The 19,865-nt window shown below is 41.3% G+C and carries 8 protein-coding genes; all 8 read left to right on the forward strand.

The window, feature by feature from the left end:
• The 8 genes from A8709_RS08605 (at nucleotide 1) to A8709_RS08640 (ending at nucleotide 19,827) form a co-directional block, all read left to right on the forward strand.
• A complete protein-coding gene (locus A8709_RS08605) occupies nucleotides 1-2,787 on the forward strand; it encodes a sensor histidine kinase (protein WP_065851958.1) in 2,787 nt (928 codons plus the stop codon).
• Between the two features lie 108 nt (nucleotides 2,788-2,895).
• Complete coding sequence (locus A8709_RS08610; RefSeq protein WP_065851959.1) at nucleotides 2,896-4,296, forward strand: ABC transporter substrate-binding protein; 1,401 nt, start codon at nucleotides 2,896-2,898, stop codon at nucleotides 4,294-4,296.
• Between the two features lie 77 nt (nucleotides 4,297-4,373).
• Entirely contained in the window at nucleotides 4,374-5,333 is a 960-nt protein-coding gene (locus A8709_RS08615; RefSeq protein WP_208607660.1) for a carbohydrate ABC transporter permease, read from the forward strand.
• Nucleotides 5,334-5,335: 2 nt separating this feature from the next.
• Complete coding sequence (locus A8709_RS08620) at nucleotides 5,336-6,172, forward strand: carbohydrate ABC transporter permease (RefSeq protein WP_065851960.1); 837 nt, start codon at nucleotides 5,336-5,338, stop codon at nucleotides 6,170-6,172.
• A 24-nt stretch (nucleotides 6,173-6,196) separates the two neighbouring features.
• A complete protein-coding gene (locus A8709_RS08625) occupies nucleotides 6,197-11,380 on the forward strand; it encodes an S-layer homology domain-containing protein (RefSeq protein WP_084224763.1) in 5,184 nt (1,727 codons plus the stop codon).
• Between the two features lie 153 nt (nucleotides 11,381-11,533).
• Nucleotides 11,534-14,584, forward strand: a complete 3,051-nt coding sequence (locus A8709_RS35425; RefSeq protein WP_065851962.1) for a carbohydrate-binding protein — start codon at nucleotides 11,534-11,536, stop codon at nucleotides 14,582-14,584.
• A gap of 68 nt (nucleotides 14,585-14,652) precedes the next feature.
• Complete coding sequence (locus A8709_RS08635; protein WP_065851963.1) at nucleotides 14,653-17,820, forward strand: alpha-mannosidase; 3,168 nt, start codon at nucleotides 14,653-14,655, stop codon at nucleotides 17,818-17,820.
• A gap of 3 nt (nucleotides 17,821-17,823) precedes the next feature.
• On the forward strand, nucleotides 17,824-19,827 hold the full coding sequence (locus A8709_RS08640; protein ID WP_065851964.1) for a glycoside hydrolase family 31 protein: 2,004 nt from the start codon (nucleotides 17,824-17,826) through the stop codon (nucleotides 19,825-19,827).
• Nucleotides 19,828-19,865: the final 38 nt, after the last annotated feature.

Raw genomic sequence — 19,865 nt, forward strand, 5'->3', positions numbered from 1 at the left:
TTGGGTGATGAAATGGCTTTTCTTATTCAATTTAGTAAACTTAGCCCTACCCGCAAACGAATTATTATGATTTGCGTTTTGTTATCCATTGTTGTTCAATTGGTACTCGTCTTTACAGGGTTAGCTTATTTAAATAATATGAATGACATTATTCAGGAAAAAAATAAAAACAATGTTATTAATCAATTTTATAAGAATACGTTGACCCAGCTAGGGGCCATTAATGATTTATTTCAGTTAATGCAAACACCTGATTTTAGCAGCTTTTTCCGGGCTTCGATGAATGTAAGGGATGAAAGGACGGTAACGATAAAAAAAGAAGAGCTGCTAAGTAAAATGAATGCGCTACTACTTTCTCCACAGATGGTTCAAAGAATCTACTTCATTGGTAGTGACTCGAACCAAGTATCCTATTACAAAGATACAACGAATAACCAATTCAATGAGATGCGGGATATTCGAATGGATATGTTGCAAGCGATTAAGTTAAGTCCATTATTTCTACAAGATAACAATCGATTAACCAAATATTTGCCTAAAGAACTGCAGGTTGATCAGATAGATAAGCTAAATATAGTAAATAAAGAAACGGCTGCGGAGATTGATACTTTTAAGCAAGATATTGCGAATAAATTAATTTTATCTAATGGCAATATTAACGGTGTCTTAATCATTATCGTATTAAATCCTGATTTCATTGGTAATGGGCTGCCCCAAAATCAATCCATGGGGAATCAATTTTCTATAGTCAATGGTAAACAGCAAGAGATTTGGACGTATCCCTCAAAGGATGGAATGCAAACTTGCGAGGGTTGTGAGCAAATAACTAAAAAATTAACGCCATATCCATATTCCGTTGTGTTTACTAGGCATACAAGCTCATTAGAGATGAGAAATACACCGTTATTGGACATGTTTATCATTATGTTCATATTCATTATTATTTTGACCCTTATCATTAGTATTTACTATTCTAAGAAGCTGTTTAATCCCTATTATGCGCTTTCCAGCAAAATGAAGGAACAGACCCGAACGAATGAACTTGTTCTTAAGTCAATAGCAGTAGACTGGCTTAAAAAAGGATTTCATACGATTTCTCTGCGAAATAATCTTATCATTTTATTTTCATTTGTTGTGATCCTGCCAACGATCTCTGGCGGCGTATTATATTCTTATTATTATAACAAAACCGTTCAAAACCAAATCGACTCATCACTAAGTGAAATAGGTAAGTACACGGCGCTCACTTTTCAAAATCAAGTGAATTATCTACAAAATTTAATTAATCAACTATCCGTAAGTGAGCAATTGCAGCAATATTTAACGACTAGACAAGTGTTGGAATCTTTCACAAGTTATACAGCGGCAACACCTGATTCCATCAGTATTTCCATGTTCCCTGGGCTAAACGAAGTGAATTATTTTGTTCTATTTGAGCCTACAGGGAAAAGTATGTATTCTTCCATTTTATCTAATAATCTTGATATATTTAAAATTGATCCTGAAATGTTGAAAAATCAACAACGCCCTTATTGGATTTCCGATTATACAGATATTTACGGACAAACGACGATGGCGCTTCTCAAAAAAGTTCAGTTCGTTCACAATGGACTGTTAACTGAAAGTTATTTATTACTTGTTCCGAAGACGTCTATTTTTGATGAAATTAGCCCGATTGACTCCAAATTAATAATTGATGATGGGAATATGAAGTCGATATTTACCTTCGATCATCTTTCAACTGAACGAATGGATCATACGGTGACATGGTCAAATGCGATACCTGATACCGAATGGACATTACATTTGCAATTCTCGAATGAAGAAATTATTTATAAAAACAGACAGTATTACTATAGCTTTTTATTTACTATTCTTTTAATTCTCATTTTATCGATCATAATTGCCTACGTCATTAGTTCGTTCCTAATCAAGCCTATTGAGCAATTAAAACGTACGATGGTGTTAGTAGGAGAAGGAGATATTAGTCATCGCGTCAATTATCAAGGAAAAAATGAGATTGGAGAAATTATTCAAAGCTATAATTTTATGATAGAACAGCTCAATCAAGTGATCCAAGAGAATGTAAACAATAAAGTGAGAGAAAATAAATTGCTTGCTCTGAAAACGGAAGCAGAGTTAAGAATGTTGCAAGCGCAAATTAATCCTCATTTTCTCTATAATACACTTGAGGCGATTAATATGCGCAGTCTAAGAGACGGGAAAAATGAAATCAGCCGAATCGTGGGTGCACTATCCGACTTATTTCGATACAGCATTAGTGAAGGGACGGGTATGGAATCGTTAGAAAAAGAATTAAATCACGTCCATAATTATATATCGATTCAAAAAATAAGGTTTGGCGAGCAATTTACATTTGAGGTGAATGTACCGGATCATCTAACAAAGTATCTAGTAGTGAAATTAATTTTACAGCCGATCGTTGAAAATTGTTTGAAACATGGCTTGTCAGGCTTTGAAGAAGGCGGATTTGTCGGGATTCGAATTACTGAGCTAGAGGGAACAATGTGTATTGAAGTGACAGATAATGGAATTGGTATGGATAAAGAGACAGTCGTACAAGTTAATCATGAGATCCAAAGAAGCTTGGAAGATCAATTAGATCATGGGGAAGTAAAAGGCGGAATCGGTCTAAGAAATGTATACCAACGGCTTCAAATGTTTTATCAAGATGATGCTTCTATGGACATTTCAAGCTCACCTATGAAAGGAACCAAGGTTACCATGAAAATTCCACTAAAGACGAATGTAAATAGGACATCGTAATAAAACCATAAAAATCGTATTTTTACCCGATTGTTGGGAGATATAAGCAATTAGTATACTCTTCATAAGGGAGTAAGCGTACCCCACTATAGATTATGGAGGTCAAATATGATTAAAAAATTATCGGTGCTTGTTGTTCTTAGTCTTTCCACTGTATTGACATTATCAGCGTGCGGGTCCAAAGCAGTTGATTCTAAAGCCAGCGAAACACCAGCTTCGGCGACTGCAAAGGCTGCTGATCCTAAAGCTTCTCCCGCTAGTAGTGGTCAAGTGACTGTTAATTTCAACATGAATGACGGAGAAATTACGAAAGATCAAATTAAAGATTTTGAAACGGCCAATCCGAATATCAAAATTCAACGGGTCGATACCGATTCGACGAAGCTTGCAGCTCAGCTTGCAACTGGAGAAGCGCCAGATATTATCCGTATCAGTGGTGTAAATGATATTCCCTCATATGTCATTCGTGGGGTTGCCATGGATCTAACACCGTTCATCGAGAAAAGCACCATTATTAAAAAAGATGATTTAGTTTCCACTGTTGATGTGTTTAGATTTGATGGGAAAACGCAAGGTAAGGGTCCTATTTATGGATTACCGAAAGATTTTTCTCCGGATTTTTCCATCTGGTACAACAAAAAAATGTTTAAAGCCGCGAACATTCCATTCCCAAGTGATACAGAACCGATGACATGGAGTCAGATGTTCGAAATAGCTAAAAAGTTGACCATAACAAAAGGGGATACCATTTCACAGTATGGTTTAGCTACCTTAGTGAAAACGGAAGCAGACATGCCATCTCTCATGACTTATCTTCTTGGTAAAGGTGTTTCCTTATCGTCGGATAACTTCAATAAAATTGATTTTAACAAGCCTGAGGTTAAACAATCTTTGGAAGAATGGGTGAATGCGGTAAAAGGAAATTACGGTCCAAACCAAATCAATCAAGACAAAGCAGGCTGGGGCGGCGAGGTCTTCTTAGCCGAGAAAGCAGCAATGTTCCAAGCAGGATATTGGTTCTCTGGCATGTTGCGCGGTGATGAGAAAGCAAAAACACATTTAGATGATTTTGCGATGATTCCTGCGCCAATTGCAGATGGTGGAAAGCGAGTTTCCCCGACCGGAACGGCAACAGGGGCTATTATTAACAAAGCTTCCAAACATCCGAATGAAACATGGACTGTTTACGAATGGTTCTTTGGGGGCAAGCCAGCCGAAGAACGTGCAAAAAGCGGATATGGTGTTCCTGCGCTGAAGCATTTGCTCCCTTTACTGCCTCAAGCGACTGCATTTGATAAGCAAGCGTTTAATGTCCTTCAAGACGAGTTGAAATACAGTGATAAATTTATTGAAATCAACCCTTATTTACTAAATGGGAATGCACTTCTCCAGAAGCAATTGACCCCAGTTTATTTTGGAAAAGCGAAGATCGATGATGTTCTTGTTTCTCTAACGAAAGACGCGAACAAGATGATTGAAGAAGGCAAGAATGCAGCAGGTAATAAATAAGCTCAGCTAAATAAAGTCTGAAGGGAGAGTGCAATATGAACTCTCCCTTCAGACTAAAAAGGAGAGTAAACCATTCTATGAATTTATCTGCCATTGCTGCCCCATTTAGACTTAAAGCGAAAACGAATACAAACGCTAGCGAAAGAACACGTCGTATAACTGCTTTCTATATAATGATATCACCTTGGTTTATCGTATTTCTACTTTTTGGACTATATCCGTTGCTATATGGGCTTTATTTAAGTTTCACCAATTATGTAGGGTTTAACTTTGCACATTTAAAATTGGTTGGGTTTGATAACTATAAGAATGTATTTACAGATTCTGATGCCATGTACGCTTTAGGTCGAACATTATTCATTTCTATTATTTATGTGCCGCTTTCCACGGTAATAGGGCTCATGCTTTCCTTACTTTTGAATCGTAAGGTACGCGGATTAGGGATTTTTCGAACCTTATTTTATTTACCATCCATTGTTCCGGTTGTATCTATAGGTTTAATTTTTCGCTTTATGTTTGCTAAGCAAGACGGGATTATTAATAATATTCTCATGTTTATGCATCTGCCTAAAGTAGATTGGTTGGGCTATGATCATGCGACATTGTCTCTTTTTATCATGATGCTGTGGGGAGCTGGAGGCGGAATATTAATTAATCTAGCAGGGTTAAAAGGAATCTCGAAAGAGCTTTACGAAGCTTCATCCATTGATGGCGCTACTGCTTATAAACGCTTCATGAACATTACATTGCCACTCATGACGCCTGTCATCTTTTTTAATATCGTGATGGGATTAATTGGCTCGTTACAAATGTATATTCAACCGATTCTTTTGACAGGAAGCAAATTACTAGATGCACCGATTCGACCTAACTATTTCTTAGCCGTGCATGCGTTTCAACAAATTTTTTCCTTTCAACGATTCGCCTATGGGATGGCCTTACTCTGGGTCATGTTTATCGTTATTCTATTGATTACACTTGTTATCTTTACTACGAGTAAATATTGGGTCTATTACGAAACGGATCAGGAGGGATAATCATGGAAAATGCTGGAGCGAAACTGCAAGATAAGTTTATTGTATACGGGCTACTACTGTTTCTATCACTCGTGTTTTTTGTGCCATTCTATTTAACCATTTCGAATTCACTCAATCCTTGGTTTGCAATCCCTGGTTTCTTTCCGAATGGATTTCATTTAGAAAATTATAAGTTTGCCGTCACGATGATCGAATTCTGGAAATATTTCAAAAACTCCCTTATCTTATGTGCCATTTCGCTTTTCACAACAACCTTCAGCAGTGGGTTAGTGGGTTACGCATTTTCAAGAATTCAAGCGCCAGGGAAACGAATCTTGTTTATGGTTGTGTTATCCACAATGATGCTTCCTGGTATTGTAACGCAAATTCCAACTTATATTCTATTCCATAAATTCGGCATGCTAAATACGTATATTCCGTTTATTGCCTGGGGGTTAGGCGGCTCTTCCTTCTTTATCTTTTTGTACCGACAGTTTTTTTCAACGATCCCCAAAGAACTTGAAGAGGCAGCACGAATAGATGGATGTTCTATCTTTCGTACCTATTGGAACATATTTCTCCCATTGTCATTCCCAATTATGGCTACTGTCGCAATCCTAGGTTTTCAGGGTACTTGGAGCGATTTTATTAATCCGTTTATGTTTCTAAGTGAGTCAAAATATCCCTTAGCTTCGGCTTTAGTAACCGTTGGTTATACGCAACCGGCGAATGTCAATATTATCATTCAGCAAGTTGCTGCTGCTGCTTCCATTATTTTCATGGTTCCTGTATTACTTACTTTTTTCACGGGTCAGCGTTTTCTGGTAGAAGGCGTTGTGACGACAGGACTTAAAGGATAGCTCAATTCCAATATTGAGAGGAAAATGACAATGAAGTTATATGCCTATTTGAAACGGCTGAGTGATGGCAGCATTCGAAGAATGCTCAGTGTACTCATAATTGCCATGATAATAATGTCTTTATATCCGAAAATGATCGTTAATGCCAATGCAGTTTCAGCACTCCCAATTCCTTCGCAGGGATTGAATTTATGGTTAAAAGCCGACGAAGGTGTAACGGCTGACGCAGTAACTCACAAGGTTTCTGCTTGGGCCGACCAATCAGGCAATGGTAACGATGTCACGCAGGATGATCCAGCGTTACAGCCTGTGGTTGTTACAGATGCCGTATATACCACGAATAACAAGCCAGCCATTAAGTTCGAAGCGGGTGTGGGGAACACGCCATTCCTTAGGAAAACACTAGATTCCCCTTATACAGGCGATAGCTCAATTGTCGCTGTTGTCAAACAGAACGAGTTGACTCCTGGAGGAGGAAAAGGGTTCTTTGCGACGGATGCTTTCCATGGTCAAGATATGAACAATGGATCATTTGCGCTAATCCAAGACTGGGATCAAGGAGGACTGTTCCTTGGTGGTGAAGGCAAGAATGCAAGAGTATCAAATGCTTCAACCGAATATGCAATTATTAGTGTTACGGTAGATACCGCTGCGGGAACGGTAAAATCCTATGTAAATGGACAATTAGTAAGCAATGCAACGGATGTCAAATATAAAGAATTAAACACCTACATTAGTTACCTACTCGGAAGAAGCTATTGGTATAACAGCGTGAATGCAGACCTTACTGAAATTGCAGTTTACCGAAATGTACTTTCAGATTCTGACCGAGCGTTAATTGAACATTATTTGAACAATAAATATGCCATTTATGGGGTCACACCACCACCGCAAATAACAATTCCAACTGATGGGTTAAATTTATGGTTAAGGGCAGATGCTGGAGTTATTGCTAATGCAGAAACACATAAAGTGTCTGCATGGGAAGATCAATCGGGGAACGGTAATCATGTGACACAGGATGACCCAGCTCTTCAACCTATGGTAGTTACAGATGCGGAATACACCGCAAACAACAAACCAGCGATTAAGTTCGAGGCAGGTTTTGGAAACACCCCTTATTTGATGAAAACGTTAGATACCCCTTATACGGGGAGCAGTTCCATCGTTGCCGTCGTGAAACAAAATGAATTGACTCCAGGTCATGGTCAAGGCTTCTTTGGAACAGACTATTGGCATGATCAATCCATGAACAATGGAGCTTTTGGATTAACGCAGGACTGGGGTCAAGGAGGGTTGCTTGTAAGCGGAGAGCAAGGCAATGCGAGGATATCGCAAGCCTCGACGAGTTATGCCACCTTAATTGTGACAATTGACTCGACTTTGGGAACAGTCAAATCTTACATCAATGGTGAACTGGTGGGAGATAACACATCAGAAGCCAACAAATCATTAAAGATGTATGCAGCTTACGCAATTGGAAGAAGCTATTGGTACAATACGCTGAATGCGGATATCTCGGAGATCGCTGTATATCGACACGTACTTTCCGATGCTGATCGAGGAACAATTCAGCACTATTTAGATGACAAATATCAGATTTCGAACGAGGTCCAGGTACCTCCAGTTGAGGTAATACCAAGACCGGCCCCGACTTCCTTACCTGCAACTACGGAGCATTCTGCAAGTGGATCTTTCACTTCTGTCCAGGGAACAGATGGTTGGTTCAGTATGAAGAAAGCCGGTACAACGTATTCGCTTTTATCACAGTACATTGAATCAGATTCACCAAAATGGACGGAGCCAGCAGGGTTCCCATTTGTGAACGCCACATCATTTCAACCAGATAACACGATCGATGCTGTAAAGAAATGGGTTGCTCCACGGTCGGGGAATATTCAGATTTCGGGAGTAATTCACAAGCTAGATACAAGTGGAAATGGTGTCGAGGCACAAATATATAAGAATACTATGAAGCTTTGGAGCTCGGAAGTAACTTCAGAAGATGTTATACCAAGTGTGAGATCGAATATTCATGTGGATGCCGGTGATGTCATTTATTTCGTTATCGGTGCCAATGGGGATCGAAGTCATGATGAAACGAATTGGGCACCTGAGATCATTATGGAAACGGAATTAAACTTAGATGCAGAAAGCTATTCTTCAATCTCAGGGGCGGTTCGGATTGCCTCTAGGGATGCAGATGGGGGAGACGATGTCAGTCTTACTCGAGTAGGCGATTACGTGCAATATCATCAAATTAATCTAAGCGGAGGCTTTAAAACACTGGAAACTAGACTTTCCACTATGTCCACTGGCGGTAAATTCGAGGTTCACATGGACACATTAGATGGGCCTATCATCAGTACATTCATCGTAGCTAATACAGATGGCTGGGATCAATATGAAACGCAAGTTTGGCCGGTAAATGCCAATGCTGTTGGTGTTCACGATATTTATGTGAAGGCTGTCTCTGGCACAGATATTGCTAGGATCCATTGGATGAAGTTTACCAACAATGAAACGCGAGGCGCAACAATGCCTTTTAAGACTTATGAAGCGGAGAGTGCTGATCTTGGCGGTGGTGCCACGTTAAATGAAGATCTTTCTATCAAGAATGTATCTTCTGGGAAAAGCTATGTTCACTTAAATGCGATTGGTGAGTATGTGCAATGGAGAAATGTAAGGGACTCCAATACGTTTTTACTCAGATACAGTATTCCTCAAAATGAAAGCGGTACCTTAAACCTTTATATTAATGGGATCAAAAAACAAGCTATAAATTTGAATTCCACATATAACTATGATTCGATGAATGCAAATTATGGTAGACGATATGATGAGAAGGACATCAAGGTTGAGATTCAAGCAGGGGATACAATTAAGCTACAGAAAGATTCAGATAATCTATTGGCTTGGTATGCCATTGACTTGATTGATCTTGAAACGGCTCCTGCGCCACTCGAGATGCCAGCGAACTTCTTATCCGTGAAAGATGCTCCCTTCTATGCGATTGGAGATGGTATTGCTGATGATACAGCAGCTATTCAAAGTGCTGTAAACGCGGCTGCTGTTGCCCACAAGCACGTATGGATTCCTGAAGGCACTTATAATCAGTCTGATAGAATTCTAGTCCCATCGGAAGTGGATGTTAAAGGTGCGGGGATTTGGTATACTCACCTTCATTCTACAGTTTCATTTGGAGCTGCAGCAGTTTGGAAAGGGAAAGTTGGGTTTACTTTAAATAATAATTCCGTTATTTCGGATATGAGAATTAGCGGGATTGAAACTTGCCGAGACTGTGAATCTGCAATGGCGATTACGACGGTTCCGGGGCATGGTCAATACAATTATATGCAGAATTTGTGGGTAGAGCATATAGGGGCTTTCGTGGGTTGGACAGAGCTTCATCATTCTGTCGTTCAAAATGTGCGCTTAAGGGATCTCTACTTTGACGGCGTTCATTGGGGAGATATGGGGAACACCTTCAATATCGCTCAAAATAATTCCATGCGTGGTTTAGGAGATGACGGTGTTGCACAGGTAAATTTAAATAGTTTCGATACCAAATCCATGCATAACTTGGCTCAATTTAATAGCATATCTGCAAATTATTGGGGCAGAGGAATGGCGGATGTTGGCGGCAATAGTTTAACAATGCGGGATAACGTACTTGATAGTACGATTGTTGCGGGGATGATCATTACAACTGAGCCCGTTGCGCCGGGAGCTGATTCCTTTGCAATTGAAGGATTAAAATTTCAGCGAAACTCTATCCTTCGTGCAGGTCATGAAGGTCATAATCATGCTGGTCTTCATTTCTGGTTATATGTAAGTCCAATGAAGGATGTTAGGATTGAATTGAACACAATCCAATATGGAGAGACTGAAGGTGTTCATATTGATGATACTTCTTTTGGCGACGAAGAAGGAAGAACCCAGTTTAATTATAATACAATTACTAATAATTTGGAGACAAATTTCAATAACGCCAATTCACGCGTAGTACCAAGTATGACAGGAAATATTTTGAAGACAACAATACCTGACATTAATGAACCGCTTTTTGTGAAAGCAACAACAGAACTAACAATTTTCGATGAGAAAACGTTGCAAACAGCGTTGGAAACTGTAAAGGAAGATAATGGAAAAACAAAAATAATTTCCTTTAAGATTCCAGGAGTAGAAGGGCAGAAATCTTATTCTGTACAGCTTCCTGTCAGTTCTCTGAATAAAGACAAAATGATGGCGAAGATGGCGTTTGTAACCAATATGGGTACCATTATGGTTCCAACCAATATGCTAAGTTCATCTCATGTTGGCTCAGATCAGATTGTTTTAACCATCACAGCTGTAGACAAGTCTAAGTTAACGCAAGCTACTCAGGCTCTTATAGGAAATAAACCAGTTATCGACCTCAGTTTGAAGGTAGACGGTCAAACAGTGCCATGGAATAATCCAGCGGCCCCAGTTAACATATCTATTCCGTATATTCCTACAAAGGACGAGTTGAACAGCGCAAATAACTTGACTGTCTGGTATATGGATGGCAATGGTACCATTCAAGCTGTTCCTAGTGGTAAATTCGATGCCACAACAGGCATGATTACATTCTCAACCACACATTTCAGTCAATATGCAGTTGCCTTCGTTAAGAAATCATTCCTTGATTTGGATACCTTTCCATGGGCGCAAGAAGCAATTAATGTCATGGCCTCTAAAGGGATCATTAACGGAACATCAGAAGGAATCTACCACCCAGAAATGTCGATTACAAGAGCAGATGCGCTGTTGCTTCTCGTGAAATCACTAAGTTTAACTGCGGATGTTGGGCGTGAGCAACCATTCACAGATGTAGGAAAGACAGATTATTATACTGAAGCTGTTGCGATTGCAAAGGAACTTGGCATCATTCAAGGCATGGGGAACGACTTGTTTAAACCTCAAGAAACGATTAGTAGACAGGATTTCATAGTTATGCTGGATCGTGCGATTGTGGCTAGCCGCCTTATGATGACAAGTCAGACTAACAGTAATATGAATGATTATGCGGATAAAGACAGATTTGCATCGTACGCAGTAGAAAGTATGAGAAAACTAGTGAGATTAGGAATTATTACTGGTGATGGACAACTGCTAAATCCAACGGCGAAAATGACTAGAGCTGAAATAGCCGTAATCTTATATCGGGTCTATTTGCTTAGCTAATGGATTAAGATTAGTAATCTTTTATCATGCAACTCAATTAAGAGTTGCATGATAAAAGTGCTGAATAGGAGGGATGTAAGAACTGAGTTATGAAGTGAATTATGAAAGTTTAAATGTAAACGCAATTATTTAAGGGAATGAGGAGGAATGTAAATGTTAAAAGTACAAAAAAGGTATTTATTATTTCTTATTTTCACCTTGATCTCGAGTTTTTTCTATTCGGTAATGGGTGGAGGTTCTAAGGTTTCGGCTTCGGTAACAACGTATACGGCTTCTGTAGGATTTAGCTCAACACAAGGGCAAAATCAGTGGTACTACCAGAAGCTATCCAATGGTGTATACACAAATCTTGCAACCTACGATAGTTCAGCAGCCATCTGGAAGGAATCTTCTGGTTATCCATTTATCCGTGCAGGCGCCCAACATCCAGATGCCAATTACGATGTGGTTAGGAAATGGGTTGCGCCTTCTGCTGGTCAAGTTGATATCACTGGCGGTGTTAGCAAAGGTAGCACTAATGGCGATGGGACTGTAGCTAGAATTTATCTAAACAATAGTCAATTATGGTCAGGATTAATTACGACGACGACTCCTGTAAATCCAACAGGCGTGTCTGGAATTTCAATGAATGCTGGAGATGCGCTTTATTTTATTGTTAGTCGAAATATTGATATGACGTTTGATGAAACGAATTGGGATCCTACGATAACCTTAACATCACCTGGAACGCCGCCTCCACCACCGGCACCTGGTACTGTATTCAAAGCATCAACAGACTTTAGTTCAACTCAGGGGCAAAATCAATGGTATTACCAAAAATTGTCCGCAGGCACATACAGTAATCTGGCGATGTACGATGCTCCTTCCGCTACTTGGAAAGAATCCTCAGGCTATCCGTGGATTAGTTATGGCACACAACACCCAGAAACGACGTATGATTCCGTTAGGAAATGGGTAGCGGCAACAAGCGGCACTATCAACATAACGGGAGGCGTCAGCAAAGGTGATACGAATGCGGATGGCGTTGTCACGACCATTAAAAAAAATGGAACGCAATTATGGAGTGCCACAATCACTTCACCGACCGTCGTAACTCCGACTGGGGTCACTGGCATTAGTGTAGTTGCTGGGGATGCCATTTATTTTATTGTAGGTAAAAATGGGAATATGAACTTTGATCAAACGTACTGGGATCCTACCATTACGTATACCTCAATGCCGACACCAACACCGACACCAACACCAACACCAACACCAACACCGACACCAACACCAACACCAACACCAACACCAACACCTGGTGCTCCAGTGACTATTCAAGCGGAGAGCTATAGTTCAATGTCCGGTGTAACGTTAAGTACTTCAACGGATACGGGTGGGGGGCAGGATGTAAGCAGCTTTGATGCTAATGATTATCTGGTTTATAACAATGTTAATTTAGGCGGAGGCTATAAAACATTAGAGGCAAGATTATCTTCGCTTGCCACTGGCGGTAAATTTGAGGTGAGGCTAGACAGTCTGACAGGCACGTTGATCAATTCATTTATCGTTGCTAATACGGACAGCTTGAGCAATTACGAGACACAGGTTTGGGCCTTAACTGGAGCAAGCGGGACCCATAATATTTATGTAAAGGGTATATCGGGTTCAGGCATAGCGAATCTGAATTGGTTCAGGTTTACAAATAACGAAACACGTGGTGTAACAATGCCGTTTAAAACCATTGAGGCGGAGAACGGCACACTTGGCGGCGGGGCTGCTTTGAATGAGGATGCTGCAGTGAAAGTCGTCTCCTCCAACAAGAGTTATGTCAACTTGAATACAACTGGGGAGTATGTGCAGTTAACGAGCCCAATGTCCGCGAATAGATTGTTGCTTAGATACAGTATACCGCAGAGCAGTAATGGAACAATCGGTCTTTATGTGAATGGAAGTCGGGTGCAGTCAATTAATTTATCTTCGCAATTTAATTACGATTCCCAAGCTAACTCCGATTACCCGGCTGCCTATGGGGTAAGGAGATACGATGAGAAAGATGTTGTCGTCACCATTAATGCAGGCGATACCATCAAAATACAGAAAGATTCAGGTGACACAGCTGCTTGGTATGCAATTGACTCAATCGATCTTGAAATGGCGCCTGCAGCACTAACTATGCCTGCCAATTACTTATCCGTATCCACTTACGGCGCAGTTGGCAACGGCATTGCGGATGACACTACGGCAATAATCAACACGGTCAATGCGGCTAACGCTCAAGGAAAAGGTGTTTGGTTCCCCGTAGGCACATTTAATCAGAGTGCTAAGATTACAATTCCTTCGGGGGTAAATGTATCTGGGGCCGGGATCTGGTACTCTCACTTACATTCCACAATTAATGATGGGACGTATGGCGGTAAAGTTGGCTTCTTGCTCAATAACAATTCAACGATTTCGGATTTGAGACTTAGCGGTGTGGTAACATGGCGTGACAACTCAAGTATTGCTATTCTTACAAATCCGGGAACAGGAAGTAATAACATTATACAGAACATTTGGGTGGAGCACGTTGGCGCTTTCATGGGATGGACAGATTGGAACAATTCAACCATTCAAAATTGCCGTGTTCGGGATATTTATTTTGACGGGATTCACTGGGGTGATGCGGGCAGTTCCAATAATATGGCGATTAACAATCATTTCCGAGGTATCGGAGATGATGCAATTGCTCAAGTAAATCGGGAAGATTATTCACTTGCACATAATAACACGGCACAATTCAACACAGTAATCGCCAGCTATTGGGGAAGAGGAATGTCGGATGTCGGCGGTGATAGTTTGGTATTGAAAGATAACATTATTGACAGTACTTACTTTGCGGGGATGATTATTACAACGGAATGCTGTCTTGGACCCGCAAATGCACGGGCAATTAATGGCTTGAAGTTCCAGCGGAATACGGTTAACAAAGCAGGCCATACAGGACATAATCATGCTGGGATTCATTTCTGGCTAAGTGTCAATCCAATGCAGAATGTACGTATCGAGTTGAACAATATCACAAATGGTGAAACACAAGGTATACAAATAGATCAGACCAGCTACGGAGATAGCCTTGGACGAACACAATTCAATTATAATACGGCATCTGGCAATGCTCTTGCGAATTACAATAACGACAGTACAATAATTGTTCCTGTTTTAACAGGAAATACGGGCTTCTAAACTAATAAGAAACCAGTCAGGTGGAAATGGTCTCCACCTGACTATTTTCAGCACTTGGAGGTAACACGATGTTTTATACAGAGTCAAAGTTGCAAGCACGAATAGCAGAATTATCCGAATATCGGTACAGAGATACGATTCCAATTCCGGAGCTTGATTTTATGCTGGATGAGACGGGGGAAATTGGCATGTATCCTCCTGCCGAACAAGCGGGTTCGGCGATTAAAGTCGGCGATGTATGGAAAGGCAGAGATCTATATGCGTGGTTGTCGGCGAATGTAACAGTACCCAGATCTTGGGAAGGCCGTAAAGTACTAGGGAGATTTGACTTCGGTTATACGGACGGGTGGAATAACTCCGGTTTTGAGTCGTTGTTGTTTTTGAATGGCAATCCCTATCAGGGAGTTGATGCCAATCATAAGGAAGTGTTTCTTCCCGATGATACGATAGGTCAGAATTTATATCTGGTGTTTCGGTTATGGTCTGGATTGGAAGGTGGCGGGAAGAGGAGAGACCAGGAGCATAAGATTAAACAGGCAGAAATCGTGTGGCTTGATGAAGAAACCGATGATCTGTTTTTTACAACTTGGGCGATGCTCGATACGGTTAAAGTGATGGATGCCAATCAGCCTGAACGGGCATTGCTGCTTCGAGCACTTGACAAAGTATTTATACAAATAGATTGGTCCCGTCCGGGTTCAGAAATCTTCTACGCGTCTATTCGTTCGGCAAGAGACTTGCTAACTAACGAGTTAGCCAAAATAGACAAACACTCTCCAGTGACCATTACATGCATCGGCCATACGCATATCGACGTAGCATGGCTATGGCAGCTTAAGCATACGCGTGAGAAATGTGCTCGTTCATTCTCTACGGTGCTCCGGTTGATGGAGATGTATCCCGAATACATTTTCATGCAAACACAACCGCAACTCTATGCCTATATGAAAGAAGATTACCCAGAAATATATGAGAAGATTTGTGAAAAAATTAAAGAGGGCAGATGGGAAGCAGCCGGTGGCATGTGGCTAGAAGCAGACTGCAATTTAACGTCTGGAGAATCGCTCGTTCGTCAGCTGCTCATAGGAACGCGTTTCCTGCGCAATGAATTTGGAGTCGAATGCAATTATCTTTGGCTACCTGATGTGTTTGGGTATAGTTGGGCGCTTCCGCAAATATTGCAAAAATCAGGAATATCCACTTTCATGACGACAAAGATCAGTTGGAATCAATATAACAGAATGCCGTATGATACGTTTCAATGGCGCGGTATTGACGGTACGGAAGTACTAACGCACTTTATTACGACACCAGAGCCAGGTTCCAAACCGGATACATGGTTTTACACCTATAATGGCAAACTTGTTGCTGAGACGGTCAAAGGCACATGGGATGCATATAGAAACAAATCCGTTAATCAAGAACTTCTGCTTTCATATGGTTATGGGGATGGTGGCGGAGGCGTCAATAGAGAAATGCTCGAACTCCGTCGCCGACTCGATCGTATGCCAGGGCTGCCGTCTGTGAAAATGGGTACGGCAGACGCATTTTTTGCGCGACTACAAAAAACGGTTTCAGAAACGACCGAATATGTACATACATGGGATGGCGAACTCTACCTGGAATACCACCGGGGTACCTATACAAGTCAAGCATACAACAAGCGAATGAATCGAAAGCTTGAGCTGCTATATCGTGAAACTGAATGGTTGTCAGTTTTGGCCAGTGTTAATGATAGCTGGTCCACCTATAAACAATCCGAGCTGAACGAAGGATGGAAAATTATTCTACGTAATCAATTTCATGATATCATTCCAGGGTCCTCGATTCGTGAAGTGTATGAAGATAGCTTGGTGGAATATACCGAGGCGGCGCATATCGGTACAAATGTTTGGCGTGATGCCGTGAACATTCTCATGGATTCAGACGATTCTTCATCAGCTGATAAGCAGGAAGCAGTCGAGAAGACTTTCACTGTTTTAAATTCCGGTACATGGCCAAGTAACGACCTTGTCGAAATTAAAGAGACATTCAATATGGAAAAGGGAATATGGAGGGACTCTAAGGGTGGACGCCTGAATGCTCAACATACCGGAAGTAGCTGGATCGTTGAGATGAACAAGGTACCGTCACTCGGTTATTCCACAATTACTTTTACTCCGGAAAGTAATGCATTATCAGAAGATGTGGGGTCTTTTAAAGTATATCCGAATGGGATAATAACGCCGTTCTATGAGATTCAGTGGAATGCACTAGGGCAGCTAATAAGTGTGTATGATCGGGAGCATAAGCGCGAGGTGCTTGCTAGCGGAGCACGAGGCAACGTATTCCAAGTGTTTGAAGACAAACCGCTTAATCATGAGGCATGGGATATCGATTTATTTTATCAGGAGAAAATGAAAGAGGTCATGGATCTTGTTTCTGTGTGTGTAGTGGAGAAAGGTGTCCTGCGAGCAGTCGTTCGGCTAGAGTGGGCATTTATGGATTCGGTTATTCGGCAAGATATGGTTGTATATGCAAATTGCAGACGTATTGATTTCCAGACCGAGATAGATTGGCATGAGAGGCAGCAATTGTTGAAAGTCGCTTTCCCTGTCGACATCAGAGCAACAGAAGCGACTTATGATATTCAGTTCGGAAACGTTAAACGTCCTACACATTGGAATACAAGCTGGGATTATGCGCGTTTTGAAACGGTTGGTCATCAATGGGCAGATCTTTCCGATAGGGGATATGGCGTTAGCTTGCTCAATGATTGCAAATACGGTTATGACATTAAGGATAATCTGATTCGACTGTCGCTCATCAAATCAGCGATTTATCCAGATACGGAAGCGGATCAAGGTCTTCATGTGTTTACTTATTCCTTGTTGCCACATCTCGGTGATTGGCTGCAGGGTGACACGGCTCGTGAAGCATGGTCACTGAATAATCCACTCAGTTACCGTAAGGGTAAAACTAGTAAACCGGAGCTTTCCCTGTTCCGTGTTTCCTCCAAGAATGTGATCGTAGATGCCGTCAAGAAAGCAGAAGACGATGACAAAATTATTGTCAGAGTTCACGATTATTCTGGAAGCCGCAGTCAGGTGGATCTGTCAAGCGATCTGCCCATCACTTCATGGCAAGAATGTGATCTGATGGAAAGACCAATTGGCGTAGCATTGTATGAAAGTATTGTCACATTTGTCACTCAGCCTTATGAAATCCGCACATTCATCATAGCTTTGGAGGGATAGAAAATGGATAGTTTTTTTCGGATGGAAGGAAATCGTCTAATTCGTGAATATGATGCTGAACAACTTTGGATTGAAGCTTGGGGAGAAAACAGCTTCCGTGTACGTGCAACCCAAATGTCATCCATGCAAAGTGAAGATTGGGCGCTGCTGCCGCAAGAAGCTTGCAGCGTTCAAATGTCAATCGATGGTCAAACTGCAACGATAATAAACGGTAAGATACGTGCTATTATTTCAGCGGGGGGAAAGATCACTTTTTATAATCAAAAAGGCGAAATCTTGTTGCAGGAATATGTGAGAAATCGGAATAATATTCATGACTTCTGTAGTGCACTTAATGTGGATGCTCGTCAATTTAAGCCCATTCTTGGTGGTGATTATGAGTTGACGTTACGGTTTGAATCTATGCCAGATGAGAAAATATTCGGTATGGGGCAATATCAACAGCCATATTTGAATATGAAAAATTGTACATTGGAGCTTGCGCATCGAAATTCACAAGCTAGTGTGCCATTTGCGTTGTCCAATTTGGGCTATGGCTTTCTTTGGAACAATCCAGCGATCGGACAAGTAACTTTTGGAAAAAATATAACTGAATGGACTTCGAAATCTACCAAGCAATTCGACTTTTGGATTACTGCAGGAGATACGCCAGCTGAGATTGAAGAAGCTTATGCTAAATCTACTGGTACTGTACCGATGATGCCAGAATATGGGATGGGGTTCTGGCAATGCAAATTGCGATACCAGACGCAGGAGGAGCTTCTTACTGTTGCACGAGAATATAAGCGTAGAGGACTTCCTATCTCTGTTATTGTTATCGACTTTTTTCACTGGCCCAAGCAGGGGGATTGGCGATTTGATCCCGATTATTGGCCAGATCCAGTCGGTATGACGCGTGAATTGAAGGAGATGGGCATCGAACTGATGGTTTCCATCTGGCCTACGGTTGACAAAACAAGTGAAAATTACACGGAGATGCTGCAGAAAGGTTATTTAGTAAGAACCGATCGCGGCATTCGCACTACCTTGGATTGTCTAGGGGATACGGTCTTTTACGATGCTACCAATCCGAAGGCACGAGAATACGTATGGCAGAAAGCAAAGGCGAATTATTATGACAAGGGAGTCCGAATATTCTGGTTGGACGAGGCTGAACCAGAATATTCCGTATACGATTTTGATAACTACCGTTACCACTTGGGACCTAATGTGCAAATTGGGAACATCTATCCTGTCATGTATGCCAAAACCTTCTATGATGGGATGACTGAAGCTGGGCAGGAAAACATTATTAATCTGCTTCGCTGTGCTTGGGCAGGGAGTCAGCGCTATGGCGCGCTTGTCTGGTCAGGAGATATTGATTCCAGCTTCGCTTCATTGCGAAATCAGTTTAAAGCGGGATTAAACATGGGCATAGCTGGGATCCCTTGGTTTACAACCGATATCGGCGGATTTCATGGAGGGAATCCAGATGATCCTGCTTTCCGTGAGTGTATTGTCCGCTGGTTCCAGTATGGTGCATTCTGCCCCGTTTTCCGACTTCATGGTGACCGTGAACCGCATTCTAAACCTTTGGGAACAAGCGGTGGAGGATTGTGCGCAAGTGGCGCTGATAATGAAGTATGGAGTTACGGTGAGGAAGCTTATGAAATTTTTAAGAAATATATGGAAATTCGGGAGTTGCTGCGCCCCTACTTAACGGAGCTAATGCAAGCAGCACATGAAAAGGGAACTCCTCCTATGCGTCCTTTGTTCTATGACTTCCCGGAGGATTCAACAGCATGGAATGTGGAGGAGGAGTTCATGTTTGGTCCTGATCTTCTAGTAGCTCCCATCTTATACGAAGGTGAGAGAGCTAGAAAGGTTTATTTACCCAAAGGGGCAGATTGGAAAGAAATTAGTACAGGTCATACGCATGAGGGCGGGCAGTGGATTGCGTGTGAAGCGCCGCTGGATGTTATCCCGTTGTTCTTGAGAGATGGTGCGGAATTACCTATTCAAATGTAAAGTAATAAATACTGATTTAAATTAAAAAATTCACAAAT

Source organism: Paenibacillus pectinilyticus, assembly GCF_001700435.1.
In the GTDB taxonomy this organism is placed as follows: domain Bacteria; phylum Bacillota; class Bacilli; order Paenibacillales; family NBRC-103111; genus Paenibacillus_E; species Paenibacillus_E pectinilyticus.